Source organism: Pseudoalteromonas sp. 11L1, assembly GCF_055397545.1.
The window spans coordinates 873,082-888,123 of record NZ_AP041141.1 but is presented as its reverse complement, the minus strand read 5'-3'; the positions used below and the strand labels follow the sequence as shown (position 1 = coordinate 888,123).

The window sequence follows — 15,042 nt, the reverse complement described above, 5'->3', positions numbered from 1 at the left end:
GTTTTTCTTATATACCAAAAAAACAATTACTTATTTGCAACATTTTATGTTTAAATAATCGTAAATCGCACCTTTTCGCCAGTGAAATTGTTACTCCCTAATACAAAAGGTGTGCAGGGATCGTGGTAAGATTAATTAGCCAGCTTTATAAAGAGTAAAATACATGAGCAGTTCAGCCTTTTTGTTGTTAGATGAAGAACCAATTAACACTATTGGTATTAACGTTTTAGAGCCTTTGTTAAAAACGCAGGGCCTAGACGTAACTACAGGTACGAATATTTTAGATGTTCCGGTAGGTACTCGCTTATTGTTCATTGAAACATCAAGTAAAGACGCATGGACTAAGCTAAAAGAGCAGCTCGTTAATTTACGCGTCAAATGCGATATTGTGTTGTTTAATTTAGATGAAAACCCAGAGCTTGCTAATCGTGCATTACTCAGTGGTATTCGCGGTGTATTTTACACCACCGATAATGCTGACGTATTAATGAAAGGGATTCGTTTACTACTTGAAGATCAGCTTTGGTATCGTCGTGATATTATGTGTAATGCGCTCAACCGTATGCTGCAATTTAACAAAGACGCACTACATAAGCTAACTGATGGCGATATTGAGCCAATCAAACTCACTAAACGTGAAAAAGCGATTATCTCGTTAATGAGTAACGGGTCGAAAAATAAAGAAATTGCTGAAGAGTTAAGCATTAGCCCACACACGGTTAAAACTCACTTATACAGCGCATTTAGAAAAACTAAATGCCGTAACCGTATTGAACTACTCTCTTGGGCACAACAAAATATTCCTGACGAAATTCGTTAAGGCTTATTTAAATAAATTTAATACAGGCACTTCAGGTGCCTGTTTTTATATCTTCTTTAAAAATCGCTGTTGGGGTCTTAATGCTCGACTCATTTACGCTTTATTTTGCCAGTATCGCTGTTATGACAGTGATGACGTTACTGAACTTTTTAACTTGGCGTACCAATAAGCATGTCCCCGGCACGTTACTTTATATCTCCTACCCTTTACTACTATTAGCCGCCATTGTGGGCTTTGCGCTCATAGGTAAAATCCCTGAAAAGCTTGCCATTACCTTTGCTAATAGCATGATGTTTTTAGCGTCCATTGTGCATTGCTTATCGCTGAGTCAGTTTTTAAATTATCGTGGTCGTGGTTTTAAATTTGTTTGCCTATTTACCGCTGCCAGCGCTTTATTGCTTGTTTACTTCACTTTTTTTCAGCCATCTATGCGCTCACGGGTTTATATTTCTGACTTTCAACATATTGTAGAAGCCGCTTTTTTACTATTTGTTTTTTTTAAATATGCGCGAAAACCTTATCCTAATGCCAGTATTGTTTACATTATTATTTTAACCTTGGTTGCAGCCAGTTTTATCACTCGAACTATTTTTATGGATCGCGTTGCACAACAAGATGCAATATTAAACCCATGGTTTGACTCACTATTATTTTTGAACAGTGTGATTGCCCCTATGTTTTATGCAGCCGGTATGGCTCTATTGTGTAATGAACGCAGAGAATTAAGGCTTAATAAACTTACCGAAAAAGCACACAAAGACTTAGAGATTCGCGGGCTCTTTTTATCAACTATAAGCCATGAAATACGCACCCCATTAAACGGCATTTTAGGCAGCGCACAACTGGTGTTAAACCAAACTAGCGACAGCCGCAATAAAGCTTATTGCGAAGCCATTATCAACTCAGCTGAGTCGCTCAACTTACTAGTAGATAAAGTGCTGGAATACGCAAGCTTAGATCAGCATGACGAAGCCTTGTACGAAGAAGACATAGAATTCAAAACTTGGCTACAAAACTTATGCCTGCTGTTAAGCCCTCTGGCCGAACAAAAACAGCTTAAATTTGAGCTTGCCTGTAACATCCCCGATAAAGCCTGTTATTACTGCGACCAACAAAAGCTCAGACAAATCATTATTAATCTTGTTGGTAATGCGATTAAATTTACCGACACCGGCACAGTAAAAGTGCAAATTGATTTAATTAATGAAACTCAGCTCGATCATACTCTTAAAGTAAGCGTACTCGATTCAGGCCCGGGTATTGAAAAAGATGAAATTGATTACTTAACTGAGCCCTACATTCAAAGCAGCGCAGGTAAGGAAAAAGGCGGAACGGGGCTTGGTCTGGCTATAACTAGTCGCCTTCTCGATAAAATAAATAGCCAACTAGAAATCACCAGTGAGCTGGGAGTGGGTAGCGTATTTAGCTTTAACATGACACTAGCAATAGGTGAACTTAGCCTTGTAGAGCAGCGCCATCAAAGTAAGGATTATTTAACCGGACTTGATGTGTTACTTGTTGAAGATTTAGATTTAAACCAAAAAATAGCCGTTGAATTTATGGCTGACGACGAGCATAAAATTAAGCTCGCCAAAGATGGGAAAAGTGCGATTGAGTTGATGAAAAAATACCACTTTGATGTGGTGTTACTTGATATGAACTTACCCGATTTAACAGGGCAGCAAGTGCTAAAAACACTCAAACGAGTGGAGCATAAAAATCAGCGAACTCCGGTGCTGGCCTTTACCGCCAGTTTGAGCCCTGATGAAATAAAAGAATACTTAGCACTGGGTATTAAAGACATTGTTGGCAAGCCATTAAAGCAAGAAAAACTACGCCAAGCATTAAGTGATTCACAGTCAACACAAACAGCCAACATTGCCGTCGAGCTGATTGATACGTTATACGATGAAACTGCCACAGAGACCTTAACAAGCTCTTTTAGTATTGATGAAGTATCTTCTATTTATAATGAGTTTATCCTCTCTGCGCGTAACAAACTGAGCCGTTGCCAAGCTTTATTAGAGCAAGACCCCGAGCAATGCATTAAGTTATTACATCGCCAAGCCAGCACCGCAATGCAACTTGGCTTTAATAGCTATGGACTAGCTCTTAAAAAAATTGAGCGACGCTTACTTGATAAAAAGCCATTAAATAACTCATTAAATGAAGCCAGCACACTGTGGCAACACAGTTTAGAAGCGTATTTAAGGTATGTGCGGCAAGGGCTAGGGTAATACGGTTACGAGCTACCAGCTACCAGCTACCAGCTACCAGCTACCAAGTTTCACGACAGTAACAAATGATCAAGCATATTTACTATTTATACTGTTATTTTCTACCGTATATATCGTCAAATCGCTCTATATCGCTTTCATCTAAAATGGCACCCGTTTGAACTTCAATAACAACTAAGGGTTCGGGCTGATTATTAGCTAAGCTGTGCAGTTGCTTTGCACCAATATAACAAGATTGGTCATGGGTCAGTGTTAAGCTTTGCTGGTCAATACATATATCTGCAGTACCTGAGACAACCACCCAATGCTCGGCACGGTGCTGATGACGCTGGGTTGAGAGCCTAGCCCCACTTTTTACGGTAATTTTTTTAACCTTAAAGCCGATACTTTCTACTAGCGTACGATAATTTCCCCAAGGGCGGTAAACCACCTGATGATGCGCCAGTTTGTCATTTTGCGTAATTGCCAATTGCTTAAGTATTAAAGGCAAGCCTTCAAGCGAATCTTGCTTTGCAACCAAGGTAGCATCATAAGTATGAACAATCGCTAAATCGCTCACACCTAAAGTAGCAATTGTGTGTCCATCTTCACTAATAACTAGGTTATTAATACTGTTTTGTGCAATATGTTGCTGATTTTGACTATTGCCCTGCGAATCCTTTTTACTCAGCGCAGCCAGTGCAGAAAAACTGCCGACATCGCTCCACTTTAACGCCACTGGCATTACCACTACATTATTGCTGCGCTCTAAAATAGCGTAGTCAATTGAGTCACTTGGGCAAGATTCAAGTGCATGGGCATTCGCTCTGGTAAACGCTAAGTCTTGTTTAAAATCAGTAGCACTGGCAACACTTTTAGCAATTTTGGGGGCAAAGCGCTCCAGTTCTTTTAGATATGCCGCGGGAGTAAATAAGAACATACCACTGTTCCAACTATAACCGCCCTCAGCTAAATAAGTTAATGCTGCTGCTAAATCAGGTTTTTCTTTAAACTGGTCAACTTCAAAGCAACAGGTATCTTTAATGGCTGCGCCCTGTTTTATATAACCATAACCTGTGTGTGGCTCTGTTGGTGTGATTGAAAATGTAACTAATTTACCTTGCTCAGCAAGTTTAATCGCATCAGATAACTGAGCCGTTAATGCGGTAAAGTCTGCAATATGATGATCGGCAGGCATCACCAACAAAGGGCCCGTGATATTATTTTTTAAAGCATAGTGCGCGGCAAGAGCGATAGCTGGTGCGGTATTTTTGCCTTCTGGCTCAAGTACTATGGCATAGGGTTTTGCAAATGCTGCCTGCTCTGCGGCAATAAATCGATGCTGTTCATTACAGACCAAAATAGCGGGATTAAAGCCCTCAGTTGCAACCCGTAATAATGTGCTTTGTAATAACGACTGCTGGTTATTATCATCAAGCAAAGATAAAAACTGCTTTGGCATTGCTTGGCGCGATAGCGGCCAAAGCCGTGTACCAATGCCGCCAGCTAAAATTACCGGTGTAATAAGGGTTGTATTCATAAAGCCGCCAATAAAAATATCAGCGGTTATTTTAGCACTTTATCGGCTGGGCGCTAATTTATACCAATGCAAAAGCATCGGCATCTAAATGTGCCGGAAATTTAGCTCTAAACTCATCAAGCGGCGCTTTATTTAACGTGATTGTTAATAATGCTTGCTGGTCATCATGCGCTTTAATCAGTGGCTCACCTTTAAAGTCATACACTGCGGTTCCACCGCTGTGGTCAATACCATTGCCATCTTCGCCAACCCGGTTTACGCCAACCACGTAGCACAGGTTTTCCATTGCTCGCGCCATTAATAAGGTGTCCCACACATTACGCCTTGCAGCTGGCCAGTTGGCAATATTTATCATCACGTCGTAGTCATTGTTATTGCGCTGAAACACCGGAAAACGTAAATCGTAGCAAACTTGCGGTAAAATTTTAAACCCATTGAGCTCAAACACTTCACGGGTTTGTCCTGCTACTACAAATTCGCCCTCGTTACCCAAACAAAATAAGTGGCGCTTATCGTAATAACGTACCTCACCACTTGGTTTTACCCAATAAAACCGGTTGGCCTTTTTGTCTCCTTGAGTTACCAATACTGAGCCTGCACAAACCGCATTATGTTGTTTAGCTTGTGTTTTAAGCCAACTCAGTACTGAGCCATTTTCAGCCTCACCACAATCAAGGTTAACCGCAAATCCAGTGGCAAAGGTTTCGGGCAATACAATTAAATCTGGTTTATTGGTGATGTTGGCAAGTTGTTGTTCAAACATAGCTAAATTGGCTTTTTTATCGAGCCAATGCAATGAGCTTTGTAATAATGCTAAAGTTAAAGTTGACATAAAATCTGCGCCGCCTCTATTAGGGTTTGATCGTTTTAAGCAAAACATAAACGAATAACTTTCTCGCCATTAGGCTGCTTGTATTGCATATCCATCGATTACCACAACAGTGGTCTCATTTAGAAACCTTAAGCATTCCTATTTTTGATAACGGCCAAGATATTGACCGTTTAAGCTTATTAGTTAGCGATCACCATTTGCACTCACCGATTAAATTTGGTGTATTAATTCGCGGTCATGGCTTATATGCAGTTGGCAAAAATATTGCTGAAGTGCGTCGCCACCTAGAAGCACTAGAGTTTTTGTTTAGCTGCGAATTAGAACGATTAAAAATCACCGGCATTCAAGCGAGCAATACACTTCATCATCAATAATTAACAAGTATTTAATGGTAATGCTCGTACATTTTATCTAGCGGCTCAGAAAGACCGCTTTCTTGTACTATACGTACATGTTTGCGTTTTAATTCGCGAGCACTGGTAACGCCACAAGAATGTGCAATAAGCCCCGCACCGTAATGGATGTATTTATTATAATTTGCAACTCGCTGCGCTTTATCTTCAACATTCAAACCACGTTGTAAACGTTCATTATGCGTAGTAATTCCTGTTGGGCAAGTATCTTTATTACATTGCATAGCCTGAATGCAGCCTAGTGCAAACATATGCCCTCGGGCAGAAACTACAAAGTCGGCTCCTAGTGCTAATGCCCATGCGACTTTGGATGGAACAATTAACTTACCCGAAACAATAATTTTGACTCGCTCTCTAAGACCATGTTTCTTTAATAGCTGTATAACTAAAGGAAGGCTTTCTTTAAGCGGTAACCCTACAGAATCTAATAAAGATTGTGGTGCTGCGCCGGTACCGCCATCCGCACTATCAATAGTAATAAAGTCGGGTGCGGACTCAATGCCGCGATGATTAATCTCGGCGAATAAACTTTCTAACCAAGTATGTTCACCAATAACCGCTTTAAAGCCTGTCGGTTTACCCGTTGCAGTTCTGATGGTGTTAAGCATGTCTAGAATATCGTTTGGATTTTTTATCTCTGGGTGCCCATTTGGGCTAATAGAATCCTGCCCTTCGGGTATACCTCTTATTTTGGCAATTTCAGCATTCACTTTTCGCCCAGGTAACATGCCGCCTTTGCCTGGCTTAGCACCTTGGCTCATTTTCAGTTCAAACATTTTAACCGCTGGATGTGCAGCAACGGCTTTTAGCTTTTCTGTACTTAAATTCCCTTGCTCGTCGCGTACACCGTATTTTGCGGTGCCAATTTGAAATACAATATCGGCACCTCCTTCTAAGTGATATGGGCTAAGGCCGCCTTCTCCCGTGTTCATCCAACATCCTGCTAATTTTGCCCCCTTCGATAGTGCACGTACAGCTGGGCTTGATAGCGCACCAAAGCTCATGCCCGATATATTAAATAGCGAATTTGTGGTGTAAGGAAATTTACAGTAAGGACCAAGAGTTACGTTGCTCGGCGCTAAGGCTTCTTCATCTAAGGTAGGAAACGCACAGTTCATAAACATGACTGTGCCTGTGGCCTCTAAACTTTGAGTTGAACCAAAAGCGGCCGTGTGATCAACATCTTTAGCCGCGCGGTAGACCCAACTGCGCTCGGCGCGATTAAAGGGCATTTCTTCACGATCGAGGGCAAAAAAATACTGTCTAAAAAACTCACCTTGGCGCTCAAAGAAATAACGGAAACGTCCAATCACGGGATAATTACGCCTAATAGCATGCTTTGTTTGCGTAACATCTCGAATATAAAAAATAGCAATTAATACAACCAGCAACCCCAATGCAACAATAAATAGGCTGGCAAACACATCGATACTGAACATTATAAACTGACTCATTACTTATCCTTAAATGCTAAAAAAGCGTGATGCCATCAAATAACACCACACTTTTATAGTTTCAAAATAATGCGCTTTTAGCTATCTGTTTTTGCTAATTCCACTTGTATATACAAACGTATTTGTTGCTCAAGCACCGACAAAGGCACTGAGCCATGGCGTAATATTTGATGATGAAACTCACGAATATCAAATTGTTGACCTAATGCTTGCTCAGCCTCTGCGCGCAGACGTTTAATTGTTAACTCACCAATTTTGTAAGACAGCGCTTGTGCTGGCCACGAAATATAACGGTCGGTTTCCGTTTTTACATTATGCAATGAAAGCGCCGTATTATCAGCCATAAAGTTCATTGCACGCTCTCGACTCCAGCCATACATATGCATCCCCGTATCAACCACTAAACGTGCAGCACGCCACATTTCGTAGGTTAAACGACCAAAGTTGCTATATGGGTCTTGATAAAAACCAGCCTCAACCCCTAAGTACTCTGAATATAACCCCCAGCCTTCACCAAATGCTGATAAATAGGCATCTCGGCGATAGCTAGGTAAGCTTTCAAGCTCTGCATTGAGTGATATTTGTAAATGATGGCCCGGTACGGCTTCGTGCAGCGTTAACGCTTCTAAAGCATAGAGTGGTCGTTTATCTAAAGCGTACGTGTTTACCCAATAAAAACCGGCTTGATCATCACGGCTCGAACCTGAATAGCGCCCAGTAGTGTACTTAGGTGCAATATTGGCGGGCACCGGCGCTACGCCATAGGGTTTGCGTGGTAAGGTATGAAATAATTTAGGTAACTGTGCATCCATTTTTTTGGCAATGTACGCGGCCTCTTTTAATAATTGTTCAGGCGTTGTGGCGTAAAACTGCGGATCAGTACGTAAAAAGTGGATAAATTCTGCAAACGTGCCCTTAAAACCCACCTCTTTGATGACCGCTTCCATTTCACTGCGAATACGCGCCACCTCAGCTAAACCCAGCTCATGGATTTCTTTTGGGGTCATTTGTGTCGTGGTGTAATACTTAGCACGATTTGCATAAAAGGCTTCGCCATTAGGAGTTGACGAAATACCAATATCACTGCGCGCGCCAGGTAAGTATTCAGTATTAAAAAAAGTTAAGTAATCTTTATAGGCTTTAATAACTTGGCTGCTAATAATTGCTTTAGCTTGTTGTTGTAACGCTGCAAATGCACTATCACTTAAGCTAGCGGTATTGTTTAAAAATGGCTTATAAAATTCTGATTTTGTTACATCGTCAACAATGTAGGCAGTAATAGAATCTTGATAGCCAATTAATACCGCTTTTGGTTGAGTTAAACCAACTTCTAATCCTTTACGCATCCAGCCTATGTTTTGCTCAAAAAAGCGCGGCACTTGTTGTAATCGCTTTAAGTAGTTTTGATAATCTTGAGCGGTTTTATAATCAGAGCTATTAACAATAAACGATAGGCTTGAATGAAAGCCATGTTCTGACGTTAAAGGCATGTAGTGCGCGTTAAATACATATTCATCAATAGTATTTTGCACTTGCGCTCGAATAATACTGTAGTTAATTTGGTTTTCGTCACTCAGCTTGCTCATATCTATTGAATCTAAATCAGCCAATAACTGCGTGTTTTTTTGATACTGCTGGGCTAAAAAGTCAGCCGATAAGTTAGGTAGTAAATAGCCATCAACCCCCTTAGGATTACTGTACGGACTTACCTTTTGGCGATGTTTTACGATATTTTCGGCCGTTTGCGTAAATTGCTGATTGGCGTTAATTGTGGTGAGCTGACACGCGCTTAATGAGCACACTAAGGTGACACTTAATAAGGAAAGACGCATTTTTTTTGAAAGAGATAAATTCATAGTTATTGAGCTTAGTGACGTTACAGATGTGATAAACCTATCGTAGCCTAAATAAATAGCAAATAAATATACGACCAATTGCGAAAATATACGGTAGTAATCATTTTATTAACTTAAGTTAATACTTAACAATTAGAGTAATTGCTCAAAAAAACAACGGTTATTGAAATTATAGCGCCATTTTAGCCAACTACGACTCATTTTACTTTTAAATAACAGATATAATGATTATTGTATCTGTGCTTGGAAGCAAATTGCCTCATTGGACGAGTTTTATAAATCAGCATTTATGCGTATTTGGTTGGTAATTGCAAATGATGTTCCATGATTCCATGGCTATAGCACAAGAAAAAATGACAAAAGTATGTATGTTTTTAGAGCATCATGTTTTGCCTCCTACCCCCTTAAATTTTCAAGTTGTGTATACATACATTAGTAAAATCCATTTTGCGCTTAACAATGCTATTGATGATGCCATAGATGCCCAACAAAATATTGATGAGCTATTTATTGAGCAACTCTATTTTGAATATTTAAATCAGGGTCATAAAACCGAAGTAGCAATGATTGAAAACGTCAATGGCGTGATCAACTCACTATCGCGAAATGCACAGCAAACCGAAAAAAAACTTAACGATTTCGCAGGTCATGTTAATGACTGCTTACATTCTTTAGATGAAAATAATATTGCTAATAGCCGCATCGCCTTAGAAAGACTTAATGAGCAAACGCAGTTACTGTTCTCGCAACAAGCGCAATTTAAACAAGAACTAAGTCAGGCAAAAAAACTACACGAAACAACTAAAAAACAACTCAATACCTTGCGCAAACAACATGTCATTGATCCGCAAACAGGCTTATACAAACGCCATTATTTAACTAAGCAAACACAATTATGGCTAAAACAAGACAAGTCAATTTCAGCAATTGCCATTCAAATTGATAATTTAGAGCATTTTATTAATAACTTTGGTGATGCAATTGGCGAAGTGATTTTAAATAAAGTAGCTAAGCAAGTTCAAAAGTATGTTTCGCAAAGTGGCTTAGCCGGGCGCTCTGCAAAAGACCAATTTATCGTTCTACTTGCTAACATTGAGCCCGAAACAGCTAAATTGATTGCAGAGAAAGTAATAGCTGGGGTCGAAAAGCTACGTTTTATCAGTTCAAAAAGCGATTTAAAACTCCCTCCCATTTCTCTCTCATTAGGGATTACGGAACAACAAGGCGACTTTAACCAACTAGTTAAAAGTGCCTCAAACGCGGCGTTTAAATCACGTGCATCTCAATAACCCAGTACACTGTTCAAACAATAAAATTAACTGATAAATCATATTCAAATTGCACCCTTGGTGCACAATCAAGTACACTAGTCTCTATTACCACGATAGAGATTAATCATGAACGAGAACCCTGAAAAGACCACGCATTTTGGCTATAAAACTGTTGCCGAAACCGAAAAAGCTTCTATGGTTGCTGATGTATTTCATTCTGTTGCGACAAAGTACGATGTTATGAATGATCTCATGTCTTTTGGTATTCACCGTTTATGGAAACGTCAAACAATTGCCAGCTCAGGTATTCGTAAAGGTCATCATGTATTAGATTTAGCCGGCGGTACTGGCGATTTAACTGCAAAGTTTAGCCAGCTTGTTGGCGAAACCGGTCAGGTTGTTTTAGGTGATATAAACTCTTCAATGTTAAAAGTAGGCCGCGAAAAGCTCCATAACTTAGGCCTTGTAGGCAACATTGATTACGTACAAATGAATGCCGAAGCCTTACCTTTCCCTGATAATAGTTTTGATTTAATTACGATTGCTTTTGGCTTGCGTAATGTTACCGACCAAAATAAAGCATTGCGCTCTATGTACCGTATTTTAAAGCCAGGTGGTCGTTTACTCATTCTTGAGTTTTCAAAACCAGAGCAAGAGCTTCTCAGCAAGGCGTATGATTTTTACTCTTTCAACATTTTACCTACTATGGGTAAACTAGTTGCTAACGACAGTGAATCATACCAATACTTAGCAGAGTCAATTCGTATGCATCCAGATCAAGAAACCCTTAAAGGGATGATGGTCGAAGCAGGATTTGAGCAAGCGACTTATCAAAATCTAACTGGTGGCATTGTTGCCCTGCATCGTGGATTTAAATACTAAGGTTAGTAATTTATGGCGCTTGAAGAACACAGTAAAGAACAACCGGCTGCAGGCAGTTTTTTTATGCTACCGAGCTTTGTACTTTCGCTTATTGAAAAAGTATTAAATCAAGCGCTTAAACTCGATCCGAGCTTACTCGATAAACTAAATGTAGTAGAGCATCAGCGTTTATTGGTTGAGGTTAGAGACTGGCAGCAAAAAATAGCCATTACTTATGCCAATCAGCAGCTACATCTTTACACTGCATTCGAACATGCTGACGCAGACTGTATGATCAGTGCCAATATAGATACGTTGTTAGCACTGAAAAACCCGGCCATGCTGACTCAACTTATTCGCCAAGATAAGCTTGATTTACAAGGCGATTTAAATATAGCTCAACACTATAGTTCAGCCTTTTCAAGTGTAGACATTGATTGGCCAGAGCAATTAGCAAAGCATATTGGCGACGCGCCTGCACAACAACTTTATTTACATTTGCAGTCACTTAAGCAGCAAGGTAAAAAAGCCAAGTCTCAGCTCGACAGTACTTTTATTAGTGTGTGCCAAGATGAGCTGGCAATCACTATTCACCCATTAGAGCTTGAGCAATTTAAACAACAAAATAGAGCACTAAAAGGCCAAGTTGCCGCCATTGAGCAACGTATTAACGCCCTAATTAAAGCCCTTTAACGCGCTAAGGATTTTTTGTGTCAACTGCCCGACTGTATTATATAACTAAAACCCTGCTTAGCTTCGGACTTGATGAGCTTATACCTAAACACAAAGTACCCTGGTTTGCTAAAATCGCACGTGGCAGCTTGTTTTGGTTACGCAATCAACACAAAGATAAACCCCCAGGCTTAAGACTTCGCTTAGCTCTGCAACAACTTGGCCCTGTGTGGATAAAGTTTGGCCAAATGCTCTCAACTCGACGCGACTTATTACCTCATGATATCGCATTGGAGTTAGCCTTTTTACAAGATCAGGTAGAACCGTTTGAAGGTGAATTGGCACAGAAAATCATCGAAACAGCATTAGAAATAGATAATATTAGCCAGCTATTTAGCGACTTTTCACAAACACCTCTGGCATCGGCTTCAATTGCTCAGGTGCATACAGCTACCCTTGTTGATCCTCAAGGTGAACCGCAAGATGTCGTTATTAAAGTTATACGTCCTAATATTGAACAACAAATAAATGCCGACTTAGCACTAATGGAAAAATTAGCTAAGGTTGTTGGTAAGTTAATTAACGAAGCCAAACGCTTACGCCCTGTAGAAGTGGTTAAAGAGTATAAAAAAACATTACTCGATGAACTTGATTTAATGCGTGAGGGCGCTAATGGTATTCAATTAAAGCGTAACTTTGAAGGTTCAGAATCACTTTATATCCCTGCAGTATACAGTGACTATAGCCGCAGTAATGTTCTGGTTATGGAACGTATTTACGGTATTCCGGTGTCAGATACTGAAGCATTGATGGCACAAAACACCAATATGAAGCTATTAGCAGAGCGCGGAGTAGAAGTATTTTTTACTCAAGTGTTTCGCGACAGTTTTTTTCATGCGGATATGCATCCAGGCAATATTTTTGTCTCCCGCGAACACCCGCACAACCCTAAATATATTGGTATTGATTGCGGTATTGTGGGAACACTCAATAAAGAAGATAAACGCTATTTAGCTGAAAATTTTATTGCCTTTTTTAACCGCGACTACCGTCAGGTAGCACAGCTACATGTTGATTCAGGCTGGGTACCACCTGATACCAGCATTGAAGAGTTTGAATTTGCTATTCGCACCGTGTGCGAGCCTATTTTTAATAAACCACTGGCTGAAATATCATTTGGTCATGTCTTGGTTAACTTATTTAATACCGCACGTCGTTTTAATATGCAGGTTCAACCACAGCTCGTATTGCTACAAAAAACCTTGTTGTATGTTGAGGGCTTAGGTCGCCAGCTATATCCACAACTGGATTTATGGAAAACAGCAAAGCCATTTTTAGAAGACTGGGTTAAACAACAAGTTGGTCCGCTGTCTGTGCTAAAGCAAATGTATGCAAACTTACCGTTTTGGGCAGAAAAAATGCCTGAACTACCCGATTTAATTTATCAAAATTTAAAGCGAGCACCACACTCTCACGTACCTGCAGTTAAAGTTTCACATAAACCATTGGTTTTAGGGTTGTTTAGTAGTGCAGCGATGATTGTCTCAGCTTTATTTTATTTACAACACAACTTAATCGCTGCTGGCGTTGTCTTAAGTTGTGCTGTTATTGGCTTTATAGCGGCTTGGCGCCGCGCATAAACTAAGTGCTATTTGCCACTTTGGGCGTATAATCAGCACTTAACCTTATTATTTTATGGCTTAAAAGCAGGAGAAAACCATGGGTTTTGGTGGTATTAGTATTTGGCAATTATTAATTGTACTTGCAATCATTGTACTTTTATTCGGTACGAAGAAACTACGCGGTATGGGTGGTGATTTAGGTGGCGCAGTAAAAGGCTTTAAAAAAGCCATGTCTGATGACCAAAATACTGAGAAACAAGCCAGCGAAGATAAAGCGGAACAGATACAAAATTCAGCAGAGTCAAAACCTGCCGATATAAATACAACTGACAAAACCAAAGACAGCAACAAGGTTTAACCAGCATGGGAATGTGGGAGCTTGTTGTGGTATTTATTGTCGGCTTGGTGGTACTTGGACCAGAGCGCTTACCTGTTGCTATTAGAACCGTAAGCCGCTGGGTAAAAACAGCCAAAGCAATGGCTAACTCAGTAAAAGCGGAAGTAAGTGAAGAGCTGCGTGTAAACGAGTTACATGAAAACCTAAAAAAAGCAGAGCAACAAGGTCTTAAAGATTTAAGCCCTGACCTACAAAACTCTGTTTCTGAGCTGCAACAAGCAGCGCAATCAGTTACTCACAGCTATAAAAAAGATCAAAGCCAAGCCACTAATAACCAATCAACAGATGACTCTAAGTAATTATGGCACTCTCTTTTTTCATGCGCTTAATGCAGGGTATAGAAAACAATGACTGAAGAAGTAAAGTCAGGATTTGTCGCTCATTTAATCGAATTACGTGACCGGCTGATAAAATCACTATTAAGTATTTTAGTGATATTTATTAGTTTGGTTTACTTTGCAAACGATATTTATACGTTTGTGGCGGCTCCTTTAGTCGCTCATTTACCTAGTACTGCCACTATGATAGCAACGGATGTCACCGCGCCATTTTTTGCCCCCTTTAAACTTACGTTGTTTGTTGCTTTATTTGCTGCGATCCCTTGGATTTTACATCAAATTTGGGGATTTATAGCCCCCGGTTTATATCAGCACGAAAAGAAAATGCTCATGCCCATATTAGCTTCCAGTATTTTCTTATTCTATGGTGGCATAGCTTTTTGCTACTTTGTAGTACTGCCAATTATTTTAGGGTTTTTCACCAGTGCAGGTCCTCAAATGATGACCCTAGCACCGGATATAAGTAGCTATTTAGGCTTTGTACTTAAGCTATTTTTTGCTTTTGGTATTGCATTTGAAATCCCAGTTGCGATTATGTTGCTTTGTTGGAGTGGTGCAACAACCACACAAAGTCTAAAAGAGAAACGCCCTTATATAGTGGTCGGTGTATTTGTTGTGGCGATGTTTTTAACGCCACCCGATGTGCTATCACAAACCTTATTAGCATTGCCTATGCTGCTTTTATTTGAGCTTGGCTTAATTTTAGCAAAATTTTATACCGCAAAACCACAACAAGAATCTGAGGAATAA

At 40.0% G+C, this 15,042-nt stretch carries 13 protein-coding genes and 1 pseudogene; 10 read left to right on the top strand and 4 right to left on the bottom strand.

Features of this window, described 5'->3' with window-relative positions:
• The first annotated feature begins 163 nt into the window (after positions 1–163).
• Positions 164–820: a helix-turn-helix transcriptional regulator gene (locus tag ACZ5WS_RS04050; protein ID WP_138609560.1), complete on the top strand. Its 657-nt coding sequence runs from the start codon at positions 164–166 to the stop codon at positions 818–820.
• An 80-nt stretch (positions 821–900) separates the two neighbouring features.
• The gene (locus ACZ5WS_RS04045) at positions 901–3,057 is read left to right on the top strand and encodes a response regulator (protein WP_464710806.1); all 2,157 of its coding nucleotides are present in this window, start codon (positions 901–903) and stop codon (positions 3,055–3,057) included.
• Positions 3,058–3,151: 94 nt separating this feature from the next.
• Here ACZ5WS_RS04045 and ACZ5WS_RS04040 read toward each other — a convergent pair whose 3' ends face one another.
• Together ACZ5WS_RS04040 and ACZ5WS_RS04035 are read right to left on the bottom strand one after the other, a co-directional pair.
• Positions 3,152–4,576, bottom strand: coding sequence for a mannose-1-phosphate guanylyltransferase/mannose-6-phosphate isomerase (locus ACZ5WS_RS04040; protein WP_464710803.1), 1,425 nt, complete (start codon positions 4,574–4,576; stop codon positions 3,152–3,154).
• A 58-nt stretch (positions 4,577–4,634) separates the two neighbouring features.
• Complete coding sequence (locus ACZ5WS_RS04035) at positions 4,635–5,408, bottom strand: amidohydrolase (protein ID WP_464710800.1); 774 nt, start codon at positions 5,406–5,408, stop codon at positions 4,635–4,637.
• 113 nt (positions 5,409–5,521) lie between these two features.
• Here ACZ5WS_RS04035 and ACZ5WS_RS04030 point away from each other — a divergent pair.
• Positions 5,522–5,782, top strand: a pseudogene (locus ACZ5WS_RS04030) (class II aldolase/adducin family protein); the annotation flags it as partial.
• An 11-nt stretch (positions 5,783–5,793) separates the two neighbouring features.
• On the opposite strand, the gene ACZ5WS_RS04025 reads toward ACZ5WS_RS04030, so the two are convergent.
• Entirely contained in the window at positions 5,794–7,275 is a 1,482-nt protein-coding gene (locus tag ACZ5WS_RS04025) for an FMN-binding glutamate synthase family protein (protein ID WP_138609553.1), read from the bottom strand.
• 77 nt (positions 7,276–7,352) lie between these two features.
• Positions 7,353–9,131 carry a DUF885 domain-containing protein gene (locus ACZ5WS_RS04020; RefSeq protein ID WP_464710796.1) on the bottom strand — a complete coding sequence of 593 codons (1,779 nt, stop codon included), beginning with the start codon at positions 9,129–9,131 and terminating at the stop codon, positions 7,353–7,355.
• A 332-nt stretch (positions 9,132–9,463) separates the two neighbouring features.
• Here ACZ5WS_RS04020 and ACZ5WS_RS04015 point away from each other — a divergent pair, with 332 nt between their 5' ends.
• From ACZ5WS_RS04015 to tatC, 7 genes are all read left to right on the top strand, one after another.
• Positions 9,464–10,420 (top strand): diguanylate cyclase domain-containing protein, encoded by a 957-nt coding sequence (locus ACZ5WS_RS04015; protein ID WP_198522173.1) that lies wholly within the window; start codon positions 9,464–9,466, stop codon positions 10,418–10,420.
• A gap of 108 nt (positions 10,421–10,528) precedes the next feature.
• A complete protein-coding gene (gene ubiE, locus ACZ5WS_RS04010) occupies positions 10,529–11,284 on the top strand; it encodes a bifunctional demethylmenaquinone methyltransferase/2-methoxy-6-polyprenyl-1,4-benzoquinol methylase UbiE (RefSeq protein WP_138609547.1) in 756 nt (251 codons plus the stop codon).
• A 12-nt stretch (positions 11,285–11,296) separates the two neighbouring features.
• Entirely contained in the window at positions 11,297–11,956 is a 660-nt protein-coding gene (locus tag ACZ5WS_RS04005; protein ID WP_138609546.1) for a ubiquinone biosynthesis accessory factor UbiJ, read from the top strand.
• A 17-nt stretch (positions 11,957–11,973) separates the two neighbouring features.
• Complete coding sequence (gene ubiB, locus ACZ5WS_RS04000; RefSeq protein WP_198522171.1) at positions 11,974–13,575, top strand: ubiquinone biosynthesis regulatory protein kinase UbiB; 1,602 nt, start codon at positions 11,974–11,976, stop codon at positions 13,573–13,575.
• 79 nt (positions 13,576–13,654) lie between these two features.
• Positions 13,655–13,915 carry a Sec-independent protein translocase subunit TatA gene (gene tatA / locus ACZ5WS_RS03995; protein ID WP_198522170.1) on the top strand — a complete coding sequence of 87 codons (261 nt, stop codon included), beginning with the start codon at positions 13,655–13,657 and terminating at the stop codon, positions 13,913–13,915.
• 5 nt (positions 13,916–13,920) lie between these two features.
• The gene (gene tatB / locus ACZ5WS_RS03990; RefSeq protein WP_178956769.1) at positions 13,921–14,253 is read left to right on the top strand and encodes a Sec-independent protein translocase protein TatB; all 333 of its coding nucleotides are present in this window, start codon (positions 13,921–13,923) and stop codon (positions 14,251–14,253) included.
• Positions 14,254–14,301: 48 nt separating this feature from the next.
• Complete coding sequence (gene tatC / locus ACZ5WS_RS03985; RefSeq protein WP_290167329.1) at positions 14,302–15,042, top strand: twin-arginine translocase subunit TatC; 741 nt, start codon at positions 14,302–14,304, stop codon at positions 15,040–15,042.

Excerpts from the sequence above, each read along its gene's own strand:
- ACZ5WS_RS04005 (WP_138609546.1), top strand. The coding sequence starts at position 11,297 with ATGGCGCTTGAAGAACACAGTAAAGAACAACCGGCTGCAGGCAGTTTT.
- ACZ5WS_RS04050 (WP_138609560.1), top strand. The coding sequence starts at position 164 with ATGAGCAGTTCAGCCTTTTTGTTGTTAGATGAAGAACCAATTAACACT.
- tatA (WP_198522170.1), top strand. The coding sequence starts at position 13,655 with ATGGGTTTTGGTGGTATTAGTATTTGGCAATTATTAATTGTACTTGCA.
- ubiE (WP_138609547.1), top strand. The coding sequence starts at position 10,529 with ATGAACGAGAACCCTGAAAAGACCACGCATTTTGGCTATAAAACTGTT.
- ACZ5WS_RS04040 (WP_464710803.1), bottom strand. The coding sequence starts at position 4,576 with ATGAATACAACCCTTATTACACCGGTAATTTTAGCTGGCGGCATTGGT.
- ACZ5WS_RS04020 (WP_464710796.1), bottom strand. The coding sequence starts at position 9,131 with ATGAATTTATCTCTTTCAAAAAAAATGCGTCTTTCCTTATTAAGTGTC.
- ACZ5WS_RS04035 (WP_464710800.1), bottom strand. The coding sequence starts at position 5,408 with ATGTCAACTTTAACTTTAGCATTATTACAAAGCTCATTGCATTGGCTC.
- tatB (WP_178956769.1), top strand. The coding sequence starts at position 13,921 with ATGGGAATGTGGGAGCTTGTTGTGGTATTTATTGTCGGCTTGGTGGTA.
- tatC (WP_290167329.1), top strand. The coding sequence starts at position 14,302 with ATGACTGAAGAAGTAAAGTCAGGATTTGTCGCTCATTTAATCGAATTA.
- ACZ5WS_RS04025 (WP_138609553.1), bottom strand. The coding sequence starts at position 7,275 with ATGAGTCAGTTTATAATGTTCAGTATCGATGTGTTTGCCAGCCTATTT.
- ACZ5WS_RS04045 (WP_464710806.1), top strand. The coding sequence starts at position 901 with ATGCTCGACTCATTTACGCTTTATTTTGCCAGTATCGCTGTTATGACA.
- ACZ5WS_RS04015 (WP_198522173.1), top strand. The coding sequence starts at position 9,464 with ATGGCTATAGCACAAGAAAAAATGACAAAAGTATGTATGTTTTTAGAG.